9 protein-coding genes are annotated in these 15,252 nt (G+C 46.2%); 5 read left to right on the top strand and 4 right to left on the bottom strand.

The genetic code is table 11. From position 1 onward, the window contains the following. Positions 1 to 40: 40 nt before the first annotated feature. Positions 41 to 802, bottom strand: coding sequence for a type 1 glutamine amidotransferase domain-containing protein (locus QL234_RS10995; RefSeq protein ID WP_281557883.1), 762 nt, complete (start codon positions 800 to 802; stop codon positions 41 to 43). Positions 803 to 1,047: 245 nt separating this feature from the next. Between QL234_RS10995 and QL234_RS10990 the strand changes: the two genes are divergently transcribed. The 3 genes from QL234_RS10990 (at position 1,048) to QL234_RS10980 (ending at position 5,027) form a co-directional block, all read left to right on the top strand. Next, positions 1,048 to 2,775: a thiamine pyrophosphate-binding protein gene (locus tag QL234_RS10990; RefSeq protein ID WP_281557882.1), complete on the top strand. Its 1,728-nt coding sequence runs from the start codon at positions 1,048 to 1,050 to the stop codon at positions 2,773 to 2,775. Between the two features lie 138 nt (positions 2,776 to 2,913). Next, positions 2,914 to 4,695 carry a discoidin domain-containing protein gene (locus QL234_RS10985; RefSeq protein WP_281557881.1) on the top strand — a complete coding sequence of 594 codons (1,782 nt, stop codon included), beginning with the start codon at positions 2,914 to 2,916 and terminating at the stop codon, positions 4,693 to 4,695. 137 nt (positions 4,696 to 4,832) lie between these two features. Then, positions 4,833 to 5,027 carry a hypothetical protein gene (locus tag QL234_RS10980; protein WP_281557880.1) on the top strand — a complete coding sequence of 65 codons (195 nt, stop codon included), beginning with the start codon at positions 4,833 to 4,835 and terminating at the stop codon, positions 5,025 to 5,027. 171 nt (positions 5,028 to 5,198) lie between these two features. Here QL234_RS10980 and QL234_RS10975 read toward each other — a convergent pair whose 3' ends face one another. Together QL234_RS10975 and QL234_RS10970 are read right to left on the bottom strand one after the other, a co-directional pair. After that, positions 5,199 to 6,020 carry a hypothetical protein gene (locus QL234_RS10975; protein ID WP_281557879.1) on the bottom strand — a complete coding sequence of 274 codons (822 nt, stop codon included), beginning with the start codon at positions 6,018 to 6,020 and terminating at the stop codon, positions 5,199 to 5,201. Between the two features lie 151 nt (positions 6,021 to 6,171). Next, positions 6,172 to 7,683: a diguanylate cyclase gene (locus tag QL234_RS10970; protein ID WP_281557878.1), complete on the bottom strand. Its 1,512-nt coding sequence runs from the start codon at positions 7,681 to 7,683 to the stop codon at positions 6,172 to 6,174. Positions 7,684 to 8,080: 397 nt separating this feature from the next. Here QL234_RS10970 and QL234_RS10965 point away from each other — a divergent pair, with 397 nt between their 5' ends. Next, on the top strand, positions 8,081 to 13,015 hold the full coding sequence (locus QL234_RS10965; RefSeq protein ID WP_281557877.1) for a transporter substrate-binding domain-containing protein: 4,935 nt from the start codon (positions 8,081 to 8,083) through the stop codon (positions 13,013 to 13,015). A 143-nt stretch (positions 13,016 to 13,158) separates the two neighbouring features. Next, positions 13,159 to 13,896 (top strand): carbonic anhydrase, encoded by a 738-nt coding sequence (locus tag QL234_RS10960; protein ID WP_281557876.1) that lies wholly within the window; start codon positions 13,159 to 13,161, stop codon positions 13,894 to 13,896. A gap of 106 nt (positions 13,897 to 14,002) precedes the next feature. On the opposite strand, the gene QL234_RS10955 is transcribed toward QL234_RS10960, so the two are convergent. Next, on the bottom strand, positions 14,003 to 14,989 hold the full coding sequence (locus QL234_RS10955; RefSeq protein ID WP_281557875.1) for a tyrosine-type recombinase/integrase: 987 nt from the start codon (positions 14,987 to 14,989) through the stop codon (positions 14,003 to 14,005). Between the last annotated feature and the right edge of the window lie 263 nt (positions 14,990 to 15,252).

The raw sequence follows: 15,252 nt of genomic DNA, 5'->3' as shown, positions 1-15,252 counted from the left end.
AATTATCAATGTTGCCGACAATAACCGGGGAAGTTGTTACTCACTCGGTCAGCATCTCGATAAAAGCCAGGCTAAAGCCATACAAGTCACCGGGCCAGCGAGCCGACAGGTAATTGCGGTCTTTAACAAAAAAACCTCTGTTTAGATGCTCTGTATCATCCCTTAACAAAGGAAAAGGGCCTTCAAGGAATTGTCCGGGACGTGCCAAAACCGTTAACAGTTCGTCCTCTGTGGTGGTGCCGGGATAAGTGAGGTAATAATCGCCGAGCCAAAGCCGGGTTAAATTATATGCCGTCAGCTCCTGCGTTTTTAATAACCCGGTGCAGTTATAATCATAAATAACCGATTTCCCGGTGGCCGGATCTATACTTCTTGCCGCTAACAACACCCCGTGGCAAATGGCGGCAACGGGTTTACGGGCACGAAAAAAATCAACCACCAGCTGCTGTAGTACATCAGACTCTAAATATTCCTTCACCCCTTTGTCATGGCCGCCGGGCAATAACAGTGCATCAAAGTCATCGGCCTTTACCCCGGCATAGGTTAACGGCTGCTGAAAGCTTTCTTGCGTTTGCATTGCTTTATAGGCCTGAACCGCATCGGCTCGCGCCATTAACATAGGTTTTAGCAGGCCTAATTTTTTGCCCGTCAGCATGATGTCATCACAGCGGGCGGTTTGTCCGTTTGGGGTGATAAAAGTGACTTGATGTTGCTGCTCCGTCAATAGCCGCCATGGGATCGCCACTTCTGACGGATCGCAGCCATATCCGGGTAATGGTATTAATATCCTTTTCGTTGTCATTGTTTTTAATCCTATTTTCCCATATGTTAACTGCTGCCAGTGATCATTGCCCTTCGCGGGAAAACAGCTAAGGCAACAAGGCCAAAAGCTAACACCTGGGGAAAGTTTATCCGAAGCTCCGCCTGGGCACTTGGCGCTTTCTGTTATTGTCCTGTCTATTTTAATAACAGAATATGGTGCAAGATCAAACAATTAATATTGCTCATTAAATATACTCCCCCTATAGCCCATGATGAGATCCCAGCATGAAAAGGACAGCAGCCTACCTGGTAAGATATGCCTTAGAGCAATTAAAAGTCAGCCATACCTTTGGTATTCCCGGCGTACATAATACCGAAATTTATGATGAGCTGGACAAATCTGAGTTGATCGAACCTGTGCTGGTGACCCATGAGGGCTATGGCGCCTTTATGGCGGATGCTGTTTCCCGCAGCAGTGACAGCACAGGCACCCTGGTGATAGTGCCCGCAGCCGGGGCAACACATGCCGCCAGCGGCATAGGTGAAGCCTCGCTGGACGGTATCCCCATGCTGGTGATCAGCGGCGGCGTCAGATCAGACTCCCAGTTTGCCTACCAGTTACATGATATGGATCAGCATGCCCTGATGAAGCCGATCACCAAAAAAACTTATAAGATCAGCCGCCATGATCAGGTGGTCAGCACAATTTTTCAAGCCCACCAAGTGGCTAATGAAGGTGAGCCGGGGCCCGTGTTTATCGAGATCCCGGTTAACCTGCAGCTCGATAAAGGCGAAGTAGGCGAATTGCCCGAATATATTACACCGGCGCCGGATTTACCGGCAAAGCAAAGCGAAGCCATCACCCGGGCGGCAAAGCTGTTAGCCGAAGCGAAAAATCCGGGTATTTTTCTCGGCTGGGGCGCGGTGGATGCCAGCGACTACAGTGAAAGAATCGCGGAAATGCTCAATGCCCCGGTGGCCACTACCTTACAGGGGCTCAGTGCCTTTAACGCCAGGCACCCGCTCCATACCGGCATGGGCTTTGGCCCGGCAGCCGTACCGGCAGCGGTTAATGCTTTTAAAAACTGTGACTGTTTGCTCGCCGTAGGTACGCGCTTTGCTGAAATTGCCACCGGCAGCTTTGGCGTGACGGTACCGGACAAGCTCATTCATCTCGATATCAACCCTCAGGTATTTAGTGCCAATTACCCCGCCAAGGTTACCCTGGCAGGCGATGCCGGTTTGTTGCTGGCAGCGCTGGAACAAGCGCTGGCCAAGCAGGCCATTTGCCCGAAAATCATCGATATTGCAGGGAAAATAGCCCAGGATAAGGCTGCCTATATCAAGCAATGGTTGGCCCATGACAGCGGCGACAAAGTTAATCCTGCGCTGTTTTTTCAACAGCTCAGGGCAAGTCTTGATGACGATGCCTATGTTATCGCCGATGACGGCAATCATACTTTTTTAACCGCCGAACTGATGCCCTGTTACCGGGTAAAACATTTTTTCAGCCCCACCGATTTTAACTGTATGGGTTATGCCACGCCTGCGGTGATAGGGACTAAGTTGGCCAATCCCGACAGCCAGGTGGTGGGCATTATCGGCGATGGCGCTTTTTTAATGAGCTACACTGAGCTTTTTACCGCTGCCGCCAGAGAGCTGGGGGCCATTTTTACCGTGTTCAGCGATGGCGAGTTGGCGCAAATCTCTCAGGCCCAGACGACGCCATATAATAAAAAAACCTGCAGCCAATTGCCGAATATCAAGATAAAAGCCATGGTAGAGGCCAGCGGTTGCCAGTATTTGCGCATTGATAATAACAGTCAGGTGCGCTGGGGTTTAGATCAGGCACTGGCACTTGCCAAAGAAAATATTCCCGTGGTCCTGGATGTGAATATCGATTATTCCAAAAAGACCTGTTTTACCCGGGGGATCATAAAAACCAATTTAAAACGCATGCCTTTGCCAACCAAGGCACGTATGATCAGCCGTGCCCTTTGGCGACGGGTATGATATTGACAGAAGTAATCAGCCCGACTAACTGCGGGTAATATGAAAAAATCGTTCGTCTAATGAATAAATATACTTTAGAATCAACGCGTTTTAGCACTAGAGCCTTAACGGATAAGGCTGACATCAAAAGGATTTACTATGAAAATATCTGCTCTATTGCCTCTGCTTCTCGTGGGCGTCTCTTTAGCAACCAGTGTTAATGCCCGGGCAGGCTCCGGGGTTTATGCCGGCGGGCCTTTGTACCAGCATCCTGAATATGCTGTCGATGAATTAAAAAGCTCGGGATTTACCCATGTTATTGCCTGGACCATACATATCGAAAGTGACGGCAGTTTAGGTTTTAACGGCGAATTTCCCCTGGTAAGCAACGGGGTGTATATCGGCGATAATACTTATCCAAACTTTCGCAATGAAATTGCCTCACTAAAAACCGGGCAGACCTCGATTAGCCGCGTTGAAATGGGATTAAGCGGGGCAGGGTCAGGGACTTATGACAATGTCAGGGATCTGCTCAGCTGCAATCAAAGCCATTGCGGCACCGGTCCTTCAAGCATTCTTTATCGCAACTTCTTGGCCCTTAAAACGGCTTTTCCCTCGGTCGATGCCTTAAATAACGATGATGAAGGCACCTATGATCTTAGCTCCGCGGCAGAGTTTCATATCATGCTGGCAGATTTAGGTTTTAAGACTGCAATAGTACCCTATACCTATAAAAGCTTTTGGCAATCTTTTGTCAGCCAGGTGAACCAGGCCCATCCGGGGGCGGTTGATCTGCTTTATATGCAGGGTTATGCCGGAGGGGCATTTAATAATCCCTGTAGCTGGGATTTAGGTTTGCCGGTATATGCCGGATTATGGTCCAGAGATGACTCGCCGGCTGAAGTGCAAAGCCAGATGCAGAGCTGGCAGGATAGCTGTCCAGACATTATCCGGGGCGGCTTTATGTGGCTTTATGACGATTTTGATAACAGTACGCAAGTTGCCGCCTATGCCGCAGCGATTAATCATGTCTTCGACGGCAACAGCGGCAATCCCGGCGGGATTGAAATCAGCGCACGCGCCAGTATCCATTCGGCAGAAAACCAGGACAAGGCCTTTGACGGTGAGCTGTCAACCAAATGGCTGGATAATGCAGGAACGCCGACATCAGCCGCCCCTTCCTGGATACAAATTCGCTATCCGCAGGCAAAAGTGATCAGCAGCCTGACCTTAACCAGTGCCAATGATGAAAGCGGCCGCGATCCGCAAGATGTTACGCTGCTGGCTTCTGATGACGGGCAGAATTGGACAGCGCTGGGGAGCTGGACCGGGCTCAGTTTTTCAACCCGCTTTGACAGTAAAACCCTGACTTTTACCAATAACCGGCCATTTAGTCACTTCAAGCTTAATATCAGCAAAAATAAAGGCGATATTTCCATGACGCAAATTGCGGAAATTACCTTAACAGAAACCGGCGGACAACAAGGTGATATTATCGACCACTCCGCCGCTTCCGGGGCAGTGCTTTCGGCACGAGCCCGGATTCATTCCGGCGAAGATGAAAGCAAAGCCTTTGATGATGATATTAACAGCAAATGGCTGGACAATGCCGGGGCTCCAAGCAGGCGTTCACCTTCCTGGATACAGCTTGATTTACCAACAGCACAAACCGTCAACAGCATCACCATAACCAGCGCCAACGACGCCGCAGCAAGAGATCCGCAAGACTTTACTGTACTCGGCTCAAATGACAACGGCGCCAGCTGGCACCAACTGGGCAGTTGGACAAATATCCTTTGGCTTAGCCGGTTTGAACAACAAAACTTTGAGTTTACTAACACAACCAGATATCAAACATATCGGGTTAACATCACAAAAAATCAGGGAAACTCTTCCATGACCCAAGTGGCGGAAATTGAGCTTCTCGGCCCGCTATTTTAATGCTTTATCCGGATGCGCAGCCTGCTCAAGTAAAATAAATGTTACATAACATTGTACATTCAGTAAACATAATGTACATTTATTGAGCAGGTGATGTTTACCTCATCATTAGCCAATAAAAACAAAAAGGAAGAAAAATGAATAATAAATTTAAAAAAGTCATTTTAGCATTAGGAGTGGCTGTCGGTGTTGCCGCCGGCAATATATCGGCACAACCGGCAGATTGTAATGTTTGTTTCGAAAGACTGATTGCCTGTGAATCCGGCGAACTTAGCGGCAGCATTTGCGGTGTTTGGTTAAATGCTTGTTTTGCGGCTTGTGTTCCCGATTAATTGAATGCCCGGGTACAATAAAAATTAGTGATAAGTGATTTTTCTGCTTAACAGGAAAAGCCAGATCGCTAATCTTTAAAGCCCCATCTTGTTGGGGCTTATTTATTTTTGCTATTACTGCAAAAAAATCCTGAAAAAACATCACTTTCTGTTTAGTCGTTTCTCAGTCCGTTATTCGTGAGCGGATGAGAATTCAGTAAACAGATGGCCAAACCGCTTGGGTATTTGCCCATAGGTATTGGCAGTACTGCGCCTCCTTTGGCCATGGCTGTCAAACATTTTAACCCGCAACTTAAACCTCTGCGAGCTAAAAGCCGGGTCTCGTGCCCGCAGTACCTGTAGGGTAATAATTCTTTTAAAGGAAAATTGTTCAAATAAATCCCCCAAAAACTGATGGCTAAGCTCATGATTCTCTTCCCCGAGCACGGTGACTAAATCGTCAACAAACTTATTTTTAATGCCCTGAATCTCTTCTGCTGCGGCAGGGATTTCATAGACGACTTTTTTATCGTCCTTAGTGAGCAGGTAAGCATTGAGTATTTCCCAGTCTTGAATGCTGAGCAAAGTATTTGCGCTCACTTCCTGTATTGCCAATTCTTGCTCGGGGGTTAATTGAAAAAACTTGAAAAACATGTCATTTGCCTGAAAATTTTCCTGGATACGCGGCCCGCGAAAATAGCCCTTATCCCCAAGTGCCGCCATCATGACTTGATAGCGATTGTTTAGGGTTTGCATTGCCAGGAGCGCTTGCTGCTGCGAGTCCAGCTGTTGCTCTTTTTCACTGAGCAGCTGTTGTAGTTTTGCCAGCTGCTCTTTATCTGCACTGCATTGACCACCGGCAAGATCGCCGGCTGCCATCACCTGCCCGGTTACGGCAGTTGCCGGCTGAGCAGGTTTTACAGCGGTAAGTTCGACATTGAACTTACCGGTAAAGAAATAACCCGTTAAAAATGCTGTTAACACCATAACACAGGCAAGAAAATATCGTTTCATGATAATGCAAGTTAAGCTTTTAGCTTGTTGAAATTAATAACATTAATACAGGTTAGCCCCGGCTCTCCCCCTAAAGCTAATACCGGGATTGATGCGTGCTAACGCTGGCTTGATTGTAAAATGCTGTGTTGTTTTTAGTGGTATCAAGGCGCTAAATTACCCGGGGAAGCTCGCCACAAATTACGCAATTTCGGCCCTCATGTTTGGCCTGGTATAACGCCTTGTCTGCGGCACTGATAGATGAGTCTATGGTATCTTCTATCAAAGGACATTCGATAATGCCGATACTGATAGTGACCAGCAATTTCTTGGGTTTGATTTTCGCACCTTCATCGACCTTGAAGTTATGGTTGGCCACTTTGTGGCGGATGCGCTCGCATACTTCTTTGGCGACTTTTAAAGGAGTCTGCGGCATAAGGATGGCGAACTCTTCGCCCCCTAAACGCACCACACTATCGATCTCGTGACGGATTTCCCCCAAGAGAATTTCTGCCAACTCCACCAGCACCGAATCACCGGTAGGATGGCCGTAGGTATCGTTAATCGTCTTAAAGTAATCAATATCGAGCATGCACAAAGAGACAGGTTCATTATTGCGTTGCCCGCGGATCAAATCACGGGCGGCCAGCTCGGCAAAATAACGGCGGTTATAGAGTTTGGTCAGGGGATCGATACGGGCAAGGGCTTCCATTTTTAAGGCAATTTCTTTTTTCTCAGAGACTTCCCGCGACAGCTCTGCGGTACGTTCTTTGACGCGAATTTCCAACTGACGCCTTTCATCCGCCAACTTATTGATTAATTTGCCGCGTTCAATGCGGACACTGTGTAAAATCAAGCCACACACCAGCACTATCGTCAGATAAAGTTGCACGGTGCGCAGACCGACATTGTCCTCGGTATTGCCCCCTAAGGTCACCGTCATCATCAATGCGGCAACGGTAAAGAGGAAAAAACACAGGCAGACACGGGCACTGGCGCCACGGGTCGACATAAAGATAGCGCCGGGAAGCCCGAGAAACATAGGACTGAAAGTGCCGTAATTTTTCATAATGCCTGACAGGAAAACCAGGGTGATAAGGGCCAGTAACAAAAAGGATAAGGTAATTTCAACCAGGGAAATGCGCCACTCGGTGATCACTTGTTTATAAAATAAAGGCAGCACCAGCAGCAAGGGCGCCAGCATGATACCGCCGGTATAATCGGCAAGAAACCAGTTCCAAACCCCGATACCGTATGCACTCCAGGGCACAGCAAACTGCACGCTGATCAGAATGTTGCCGATAATGGCCGAGCTGAGAGAAAAGCCGCCGATGCCTACGGTTAAAAATATCAGCATATTATGAGAGCCATCGAAGATGTCACCACGCGGATTAAAGTGACGTTCCATTATCACGGCGCCCCAGGCACAAAGGGAGCTGCTCAGGGGGATAAGCAGATTAAGCAGCGGAAAATTAAGCCAGGCATAGCTGTGTATGCAACCGGCCAGGGCGGTACCGATAAAGCCATACAGGCCAAAATGCCTTATTGCCCAGTATATTACCGCAGTCGCCGGCCAGATGGTGACCACATTATTGACGATATAGCCGACTTCATAAGCCGACAGGATCGCAACTAAAGTCACGACAAAGATATAACAGCTTTGCAAGAAAGAATTATTGCTCATTATTGTTATCTTTTAAAATCAGCTGATGATTTGAAAACTTCGAAGAAGGCACTTTATTTATCCCAAATAATATCAACACCATAGTTCCCAATAAATGTGTTTGGCTCTGAGGCTTTTTTCAGCAAAAACGTGTTAATAAGTTTAGCTTAATTTTTATATTTAAGGTCAAACAGCTACCCGGTTGTTTTCCCCCGCCGTTATTCGGGTAGTAGAAGTCCACTTTCTGACTATACTTACACTGGCTCAAGCTCACAGTCTAACGCACTAATAATTTGGGGGATTTATTTGAGTTTATGGCGCAATGACCTGAAGCCGGGCGGCAATAAAAAATCCGGGGCACCGGTGAAGGCCATTGTCTGCTTCAGGAAGTTAAACCTGTCATCAAGATGACAAATAAATGATTAAATTTACGCTAGATATCATGAAAATGGCTATCGTCAACAAGCTCTGTAACCTGGTTAAGCAAAATATCCTCTTCATCATCTTGCTGCTTTATCCCCTGATGATGCCGGTGCAGGGCAAAGAACTGACTAAAGTGACCCTGGATTTATTTTGGCAACATCAATTTGAATTTGCGGGCTTTTATGCCGCGGTAGATCAGGGATATTTCCGCCAGGCCGGTATCCAGGTTAGCTTTAATGAACTCAGCACTCATGACGATACCCTGCAACGGGTGCTCAGCGGCGAAGCACAGTTTGGTATTGCCGGGATTGAGCTGTTGGAAGGTTATCATAACGGCAAAGAGGTCAAATTACTTGCCAGTTATTTCAGACGCAGCCCGCTGATGCTGATCACCCAACCGGAAATTACCTCGTTAGACCAGCTTTCGGGTAAAGCTGTGCTTGGCGCGAAAAAAAACTGGCACTTCGGCGGTATCCGGGAAATGTTAAAATTTCACCGGGTCGAGCCTGACTCTCTCACGGCCAAGCCGACAGATAAGCTGTTTGACGCCTTTAAAAACAAACAGGCAGCGGCCATGATTGCCTTTATTTCCAATGAACCCTATGAGCTTAACCGCTTAAAAATCCCTTACCGCATTTATGATCCAAACCAGTACGCCAACATTACCCTGGATTTTAACCTGTTCACATCAAGTCAGTTTGCCCGCTCAAATCCCGAGTTAGTGATAAAGTTTACCGAAGCCGTTAATTTAGGCTGGCATTATGCGTTATCCCATCAGGAGGAGATTGTTGATCTGATCACACGGCGTTATAACAGTCAGCATAAAAGCAAAGCGGCACTGCAATTTGAAGCCGATGAAACCAGCAAATTGATCATGCGGGATTTATACGAAATAGGCAGTATAGATCATAGCCAGCTGGCGATGATTTCCGAGCAGTTACTGGCCAATAACCTGGTCAATAAATTACGTAATATCGATGGCTTATTAATCAACGCAGAGCCAACTATAGAGAGAAAACCACCAGGCTCCCCAAGCCGTTTGCAAAATGAACGCGCCGGCCATTCTGCACATTTGACGTTATTGAGCCAACTGAGCGCACAAGAAAAACAATTCCTTAAAGCACACCCCAGGCTGAAGGTGCAAAGCGAAAAAAACTTCCCGCCTTATAACTTTGTCAGTCAAGGCAAGCCCGCCGGTTACAGCATAGATTATCTCACTTTGCTTGAAGATATCATCAAGATCAAATTTGACTATGTCAGTGGTTTTTCCTGGACAGAATATCTTGAAATGTTGCAAATCAACGACCTGGATCTCATGGTCAATATCGTTGCCACGCCAAAACGCAAACAGTTTGCCAGCTTTTCTCCGCCGATTGCCCAAACCCTGTCATCTATTATTGTCAAACAAGAGCAGGTCAAACAATTAACCTCGCTGGAACAATTTAGCGGTAAAAAAATAGCAGTGATCAAGAACTTTTCAATGGAAGAAATGCTGCAACTATTTTACCCTGAAATCGAACTTTTACCGGTCGATACCGTACTGGAAGGACTGACCTTAGTATCAAACGATGTTGCAGACGGCTATGTCGGCAATATTGGTGTGAATAACTTTTTTATTACCCAGTATCATTTACCCCACTTAGTACCCGTGATGATCACCGACAACCCTCATTTTCAAACGATCAATTATCACATCGCAACCAATAGAAACAACCACTTACTAACCAGCATCATCAACAAAGCGGTGCGGCTGGTGCCGGAAGCCGATATATTGTCGATCTCACAAAAATGGTTCGGCAGCAGCACAAATATTGAATTCGGCAATGTGTTGGAACTTAGCGACCAAGAGCTGGCCTATTTACGCCGACACCCGGTAATGACAGTGCAAAATGAAAGTAATTATCCGCCGTTTAATTTTACCTCCGGCGGTAAGGCGGTAGGTTATAGTATTGATTTTGTTAAGTTAGTTGCCAAAAAGCTTGGTGTCAAAGCTGAATTTATCCAAAAGAAGCACTGGCATGAATATGTTGAGATGTTAAAAAACAAAGAGCTCGATGTCATGGTGAATATCATAGACAACGAAACAAGGCGGGAGTTTGCCATTTTCACTACCCCTTATATCGACAGCCGGCATTTGCTGATCTCACGCAAAGGGGAGTTAAATGACATCAGCCGGTTGAGCGATTTGGCGGAAAAACGTATCGCTATTGTCAGCGGTTTTGCCATCAGTGAAAGAATCCGGCAAAACCTGCCCGGCGCAACTTTTATTGAATTGCCTGATACGCAAAAAGCCCTGGAAGCAGTAGCCGACGGCCATGCTGATGTGATGATTGAAATGGGGGCGGTTGTCAATTATCTGATAGAAAAAAGCTTTCTTGCAAATTTAGAAGTAACGACTGTTCCCGCCACACCGAATGAAACCGTTTTTCAAACCACACCTTTGAGTATGGCAACCCACAAAGATAATCCGCTGTTGCTGGGATTACTGCAAAAAGCCATAGATGCGATATCTGAAACGGAATTGATCCATTTAAGAAAGGCCTGGATCGGCGTGAACAAACCGGCAGTGGTGCAAGTACCGTTAACAACACAGGAGCGCATGTATCTCAAACATAAAAATACCTGGAAAGTGATGAGTAAAGACTTACCGCCGGTGAGTTTTATTAATAATAATATCAACCAGGGTTTTAGTATCGACCTGATAAATATTATCGGCAATCTGCTCAATATCAAACTGGAATTTAGCCAAGCGCAGGGACCTTCCCGATTGAAGCAATTAATGAACAAGGAAGTGGATGTTTTGCTCAATGTCGTCAATACCGGGAAAGGGCCAAAAGTGGCTCGCTTTACCCAGCCTTATATAGAAGCACGGGATGTTTTCATCATCAAAACCAACCAGCGGCAAATTGAAGCCCGGCTCGGCAGTTTTAACGGTAAAACCCTGGCGGTCATTCAAGGGCATGCCAGCAGTTATCATATCAGGGAAAACTATCCCGATATCATCTTGCTTGAAGTGAGTTCAACCCATGAGGCGCTGCTGGCGGTATCAGAAGGGCGTGCCGACGGCCATATTGCCAATGAATTAGTGGCCAGCTATTTTATCCAGAAAAGTTTCATCACCAATTTACAAACCTTGCCGGTAATTGACGCAGAACTATTCGGCAATGCCTCACTGTCGATGGCCGTACATGAAAACAGCCGCGTTTTAGGCAACATTATTGATAAAGCTTTACTGGCGATACCGGAAGAAAAATTAATTGCCCTGAGGAAAAAGTGGTTTGGTCAGTTAAGCGGCGCCAGTAAAAATATCATCACCACTTCAAGACAACAAAAGGCGTGGCTGGTGAGCCATGACCAGCAAACCTTATATTTACCCGAACTGGGCTTACCGCTCAGCCACAAAACCAGGCAAGGCTACCAGGGAATAGTCCCGGACTTTGTCAATTATTTCAAACAACAACTTGCCGTTAACTGGCATGAGTTTGACAGCGGTGAAAACACCGGCCAGGAAAACCCCGCCCTGGGCAGCGATATCACTATTGCCCACAGCCAGGAAGCTGCAATCATGGCTGACTTTTTGTTTTCCAAGCCCATTACCAGCATGCCGGTGGTGGCCGTAAGCGGTAATCCCCAGCTTATTTATGTGGCAGATTTAAATAAACTCAACACCAAGAGCACGGGCATAGTACAAGGTGCCAGCTATCGGCAGCAAATTGAAACAAGTTATCCCGACCTTGAGCTGGTGCCGTTCGAGTCGATGTCGGACGCGGTGCTGGCGGTGAACCGGGGAGATGTCGATTTGCTGTTATGCCCGCTGGCGCACTGCACTTATATCATGAACGAGTTAGGCACCAATCAGCTGCGTATCATCAATCAAACCGAGATCAAAGACCAACTGCACTTTGCCGTCAGGGCAGACTGGCCTGAGCTGATAGAGATCATCAACAATGTTTTGGCCAATATGCCGCCACAGTTAAAAAATAGTATTTACCAGCGCTGGAGCAGCCGGGAAGATGTTATCGTGAAAGTTGATTATTCCCTTATCTGGTATTTATTGACTGTCGCCCTGGTGATCATTGCTGTTGTGGTGATATGGAACCGAAAAATAGCCAACTATGCGCAGAAAATTGCCAAAGCCCATCAAGAGCTGAAAAATACCCAACAGCAGTTAGTGCAATCAGAAAAAATGGCTTCGTTAGGCACCTTGTCTTCCGGGGTCGCCCATGAAATCAACAATCCAACCAGCTTCACCTATGCCTCGGTTTATATGATGAAAGATGAAATTAAGGAGATCAAAACCTTCCTGACCGAACTTGCCGGCGGTGAAGAAGCCGACCCGAAAGTAATTCAAGCTTTTGAGGAAAAGTTTGCCAAACTGATTGAGTTGACTGAAACCGCCACCGAGGGGACAAAACGCATTAAAACCATAGTAAATAACCTGCGCAGCTTTACCCGCCTCGACAGTGCCGAACACCAAACCACCACCATCACCGAATTAATTGCCACCACGGTAAATTTAGTACGCACCCAATATAACAATATTGAAATTAACACACAGTTTAATGCCGAACCCTTAGTGAACTGTTATCCTTCAAAGCTTGCGCAGGTTTTTATGAACCTGACCGTTAATGCCTGCCAGGCCATTGAAAGCCAAAAGCAGCAGACACCGTTAAGAGGCATGGTGAACATCACCACCAGAGAAGAACAGCGAAAACTGCTGATTTGCTTTAGCGATAACGGCTGCGGCATGGATGAAAAAACTCAGCAGCGTATTTTCGAGCCGTTTTTTACCACCAAAGATGTCGGTAGCGGCACCGGACTGGGTATGTCTATTTCTTTTGGCATTATTGAAGAGCATCAGGGACATTTTGAAATAGACTCAACCCCGGGGCAGGGCAGCAGGATCACCATTTTCTTACCCTTGCCCTAGGTAAAATCTTGATAAATATCAAAGGTAATCCCCCTGAAGGTTGACATATTATGTCTCAAGGCATACCCTATCCGCGATATAATATACCGAGCCGTAATTATATTTTAACAAATTTTTTAAAATTCATTGGATAGGAAGCAAGCATGAAACTAAGAAATATTGCGCTATTAGTGCTGTTATCAGGCGCTGCAACATCGGCGTTAGCAAGTGCCCCACATTGGGAATATAAGGGAAAGCACGGGGCAGAGCATTGGGGAGATTTAACCTCAGATTTTTCCACCTGCAAAAACGGAGTTAATCAGTCTCCGATCGATATTTCATCCACCATAGATGCCATGCTGCCCGAGCTCGATATCAACTATGGCGCCAGTAAAGTTTCACTGGTGAATAACGGCCATACCATACAGGCCAATATTGCCGGGAAAAATACCTTCAAAAATGATGCCGGTCAGTTTGACCTAAAGCAATTTCACTTCCACTCTCCCAGTGAAAATACCATCAACGGCAAGTCATATCCGCTGGAAATGCACTTTGTCCATGCAGATCCCTCCGGCAACCTGGCGGTGATCGGGGTAATGTTTGAGCAGGGCAATGAAAACCAGGCACTATCGGGATTGTGGCAGAAAATGCCGGCAGAAAAAAACACACCAGTGCCTTTAGCGGCCCGTTTTGAAAGCACAGAGCTACTGCCAAAAAATAAAGACTATTTCCGTTTTAACGGTTCATTGACAACACCGCCATGCTCTGAAGGAGTACGCTGGTTCGTGATGCAAGAGCCATTGCAGGCCTCAGATAAGCAAATCGAAAAATTCAGAAAAATGATGCCGGGCGACACCAACCGTCCGCTGCAATCTGTAAATGCACGCGTGGTATTAAGATAGCTTTATCGGGAGTAGATACTCACTTACATCGAATTTTTTGATGGTAAGTGAGAGCCCTCACATGTTGCGGCAGTAAATATGATCTGTTTGCTGCCGCAGCAATATTTTAAAAAATCTGGTGCTCGCGGGCGGCTTTTCTTGCCACGTCGTCACCGCGCAAATCATAGATTTGTGTGGTGGTGATACTGGCATGACCTAAGAGTTTTGAAACAGTTTTAATATCTGTACCGGAAGATAATTGTTTGGTGGCAAAAGTGCGGCGCAGGTCATGGGGCTTAAAGCCGTCGATGTTACCGAGCAAACCGCGATTTTTTAAAATATAATTCACTGCCGGCGGGGTCATGCCGGGCACACTTTGAAGAGACTTTTTATTACTGAGCACGGGATCATCATATTTATTCATCCTGACAAACAAAGCACCAGCTCCGTGTCCTCTTAACTCTTGTAAATATTCCCGTAAATAATCCGCCGTTAATTCAGGGTACCACACCCGGCGCTCTTTACTGCCTTTACCGGTAATAATGATCTCCCGCTGATTGAGATCTATCTGCTCAATATTGATGGCCACCGCTTCCGCCCGACGCAGACCGCACGCAATCATGGTTAAAAATAAAGTAGCGTCGCGCAAGCCGGCAAAAGAATTGTCATCGCAAGCACTCAGGAAATTTTGGATCTCTTCGCTACTGAGCACACGATTGGCGGCCACCTTACTGGCCTTTAAATTTTTCACCAGCTTGATGCGGTCATAATTTTCATGGCTGATCTGCTTTTTCATAAAAGCATGTTTTACCGTCTGACGGATCGCACACAAAATAGTATTGATAGTGGCAGGTGACAAACCAAGCGTTTGAAACCGCTCGCGAATATAAAAAACAACATCACTGTCTAACAACTCCCACCGGAACATCGCATGATCCGCCACGCCAAACAGACGGGCAACATTATTCAAATGCGAACTCATGGTTTCCCGGCTTTGCTTGCTTTCCAGGGAAAGTAAATATTGAAATGAAGCAACATCGGTAAGCTTACGTTCAACTTCTACCATCAGTAGTTGATGTTGATTGTTTTGCTCCCGGAGGATCACTGAGGACATAAGTGGCCTTTGTCTTGTTCTGATTTATTTTCGCGACGACTTGCTTTAAGCACTGTTCATTTGAACAGTAAATCTCGTTAAATATAACCTAGATAATCCAGCGTTACCAGATAAAAACATTCATTACTTACATAAATCATCATTTAAGTAAGTTGAGGTTTTTAAAGGGGTGTGAAGTTGATGGGAATGAGTATTTATGTAAAATATTTTGGGTGTTTAGTTGAGAAGCTGTTTTATAATACATTAGGTACATTATTGAAATA

The sequence above is a fragment of the Thalassomonas sp. RHCl1 genome (assembly GCF_947387555.1).
Taxonomy (GTDB): Bacteria; Pseudomonadota; Gammaproteobacteria; order Enterobacterales; family Alteromonadaceae; genus Thalassomonas.
This window is presented reverse-complemented; position numbering and strand designations above follow the sequence as displayed.

Coding starts and splice junctions, on each gene's coding strand:
- QL234_RS10995 (WP_281557883.1), bottom strand. CDS start 802: ATGACAACGAAAAGGATATTAATACCATTACCCGGATATGGCTGCGAT.
- QL234_RS10960 (WP_281557876.1), top strand. CDS start 13,159: ATGAAACTAAGAAATATTGCGCTATTAGTGCTGTTATCAGGCGCTGCA.
- QL234_RS10990 (WP_281557882.1), top strand. CDS start 1,048: ATGAAAAGGACAGCAGCCTACCTGGTAAGATATGCCTTAGAGCAATTA.
- QL234_RS10970 (WP_281557878.1), bottom strand. CDS start 7,683: ATGAGCAATAATTCTTTCTTGCAAAGCTGTTATATCTTTGTCGTGACT.
- QL234_RS10975 (WP_281557879.1), bottom strand. CDS start 6,020: ATGAAACGATATTTTCTTGCCTGTGTTATGGTGTTAACAGCATTTTTA.
- QL234_RS10955 (WP_281557875.1), bottom strand. CDS start 14,989: ATGTCCTCAGTGATCCTCCGGGAGCAAAACAATCAACATCAACTACTG.
- QL234_RS10985 (WP_281557881.1), top strand. CDS start 2,914: ATGAAAATATCTGCTCTATTGCCTCTGCTTCTCGTGGGCGTCTCTTTA.
- QL234_RS10980 (WP_281557880.1), top strand. CDS start 4,833: ATGAATAATAAATTTAAAAAAGTCATTTTAGCATTAGGAGTGGCTGTC.
- QL234_RS10965 (WP_281557877.1), top strand. CDS start 8,081: ATGATTAAATTTACGCTAGATATCATGAAAATGGCTATCGTCAACAAG.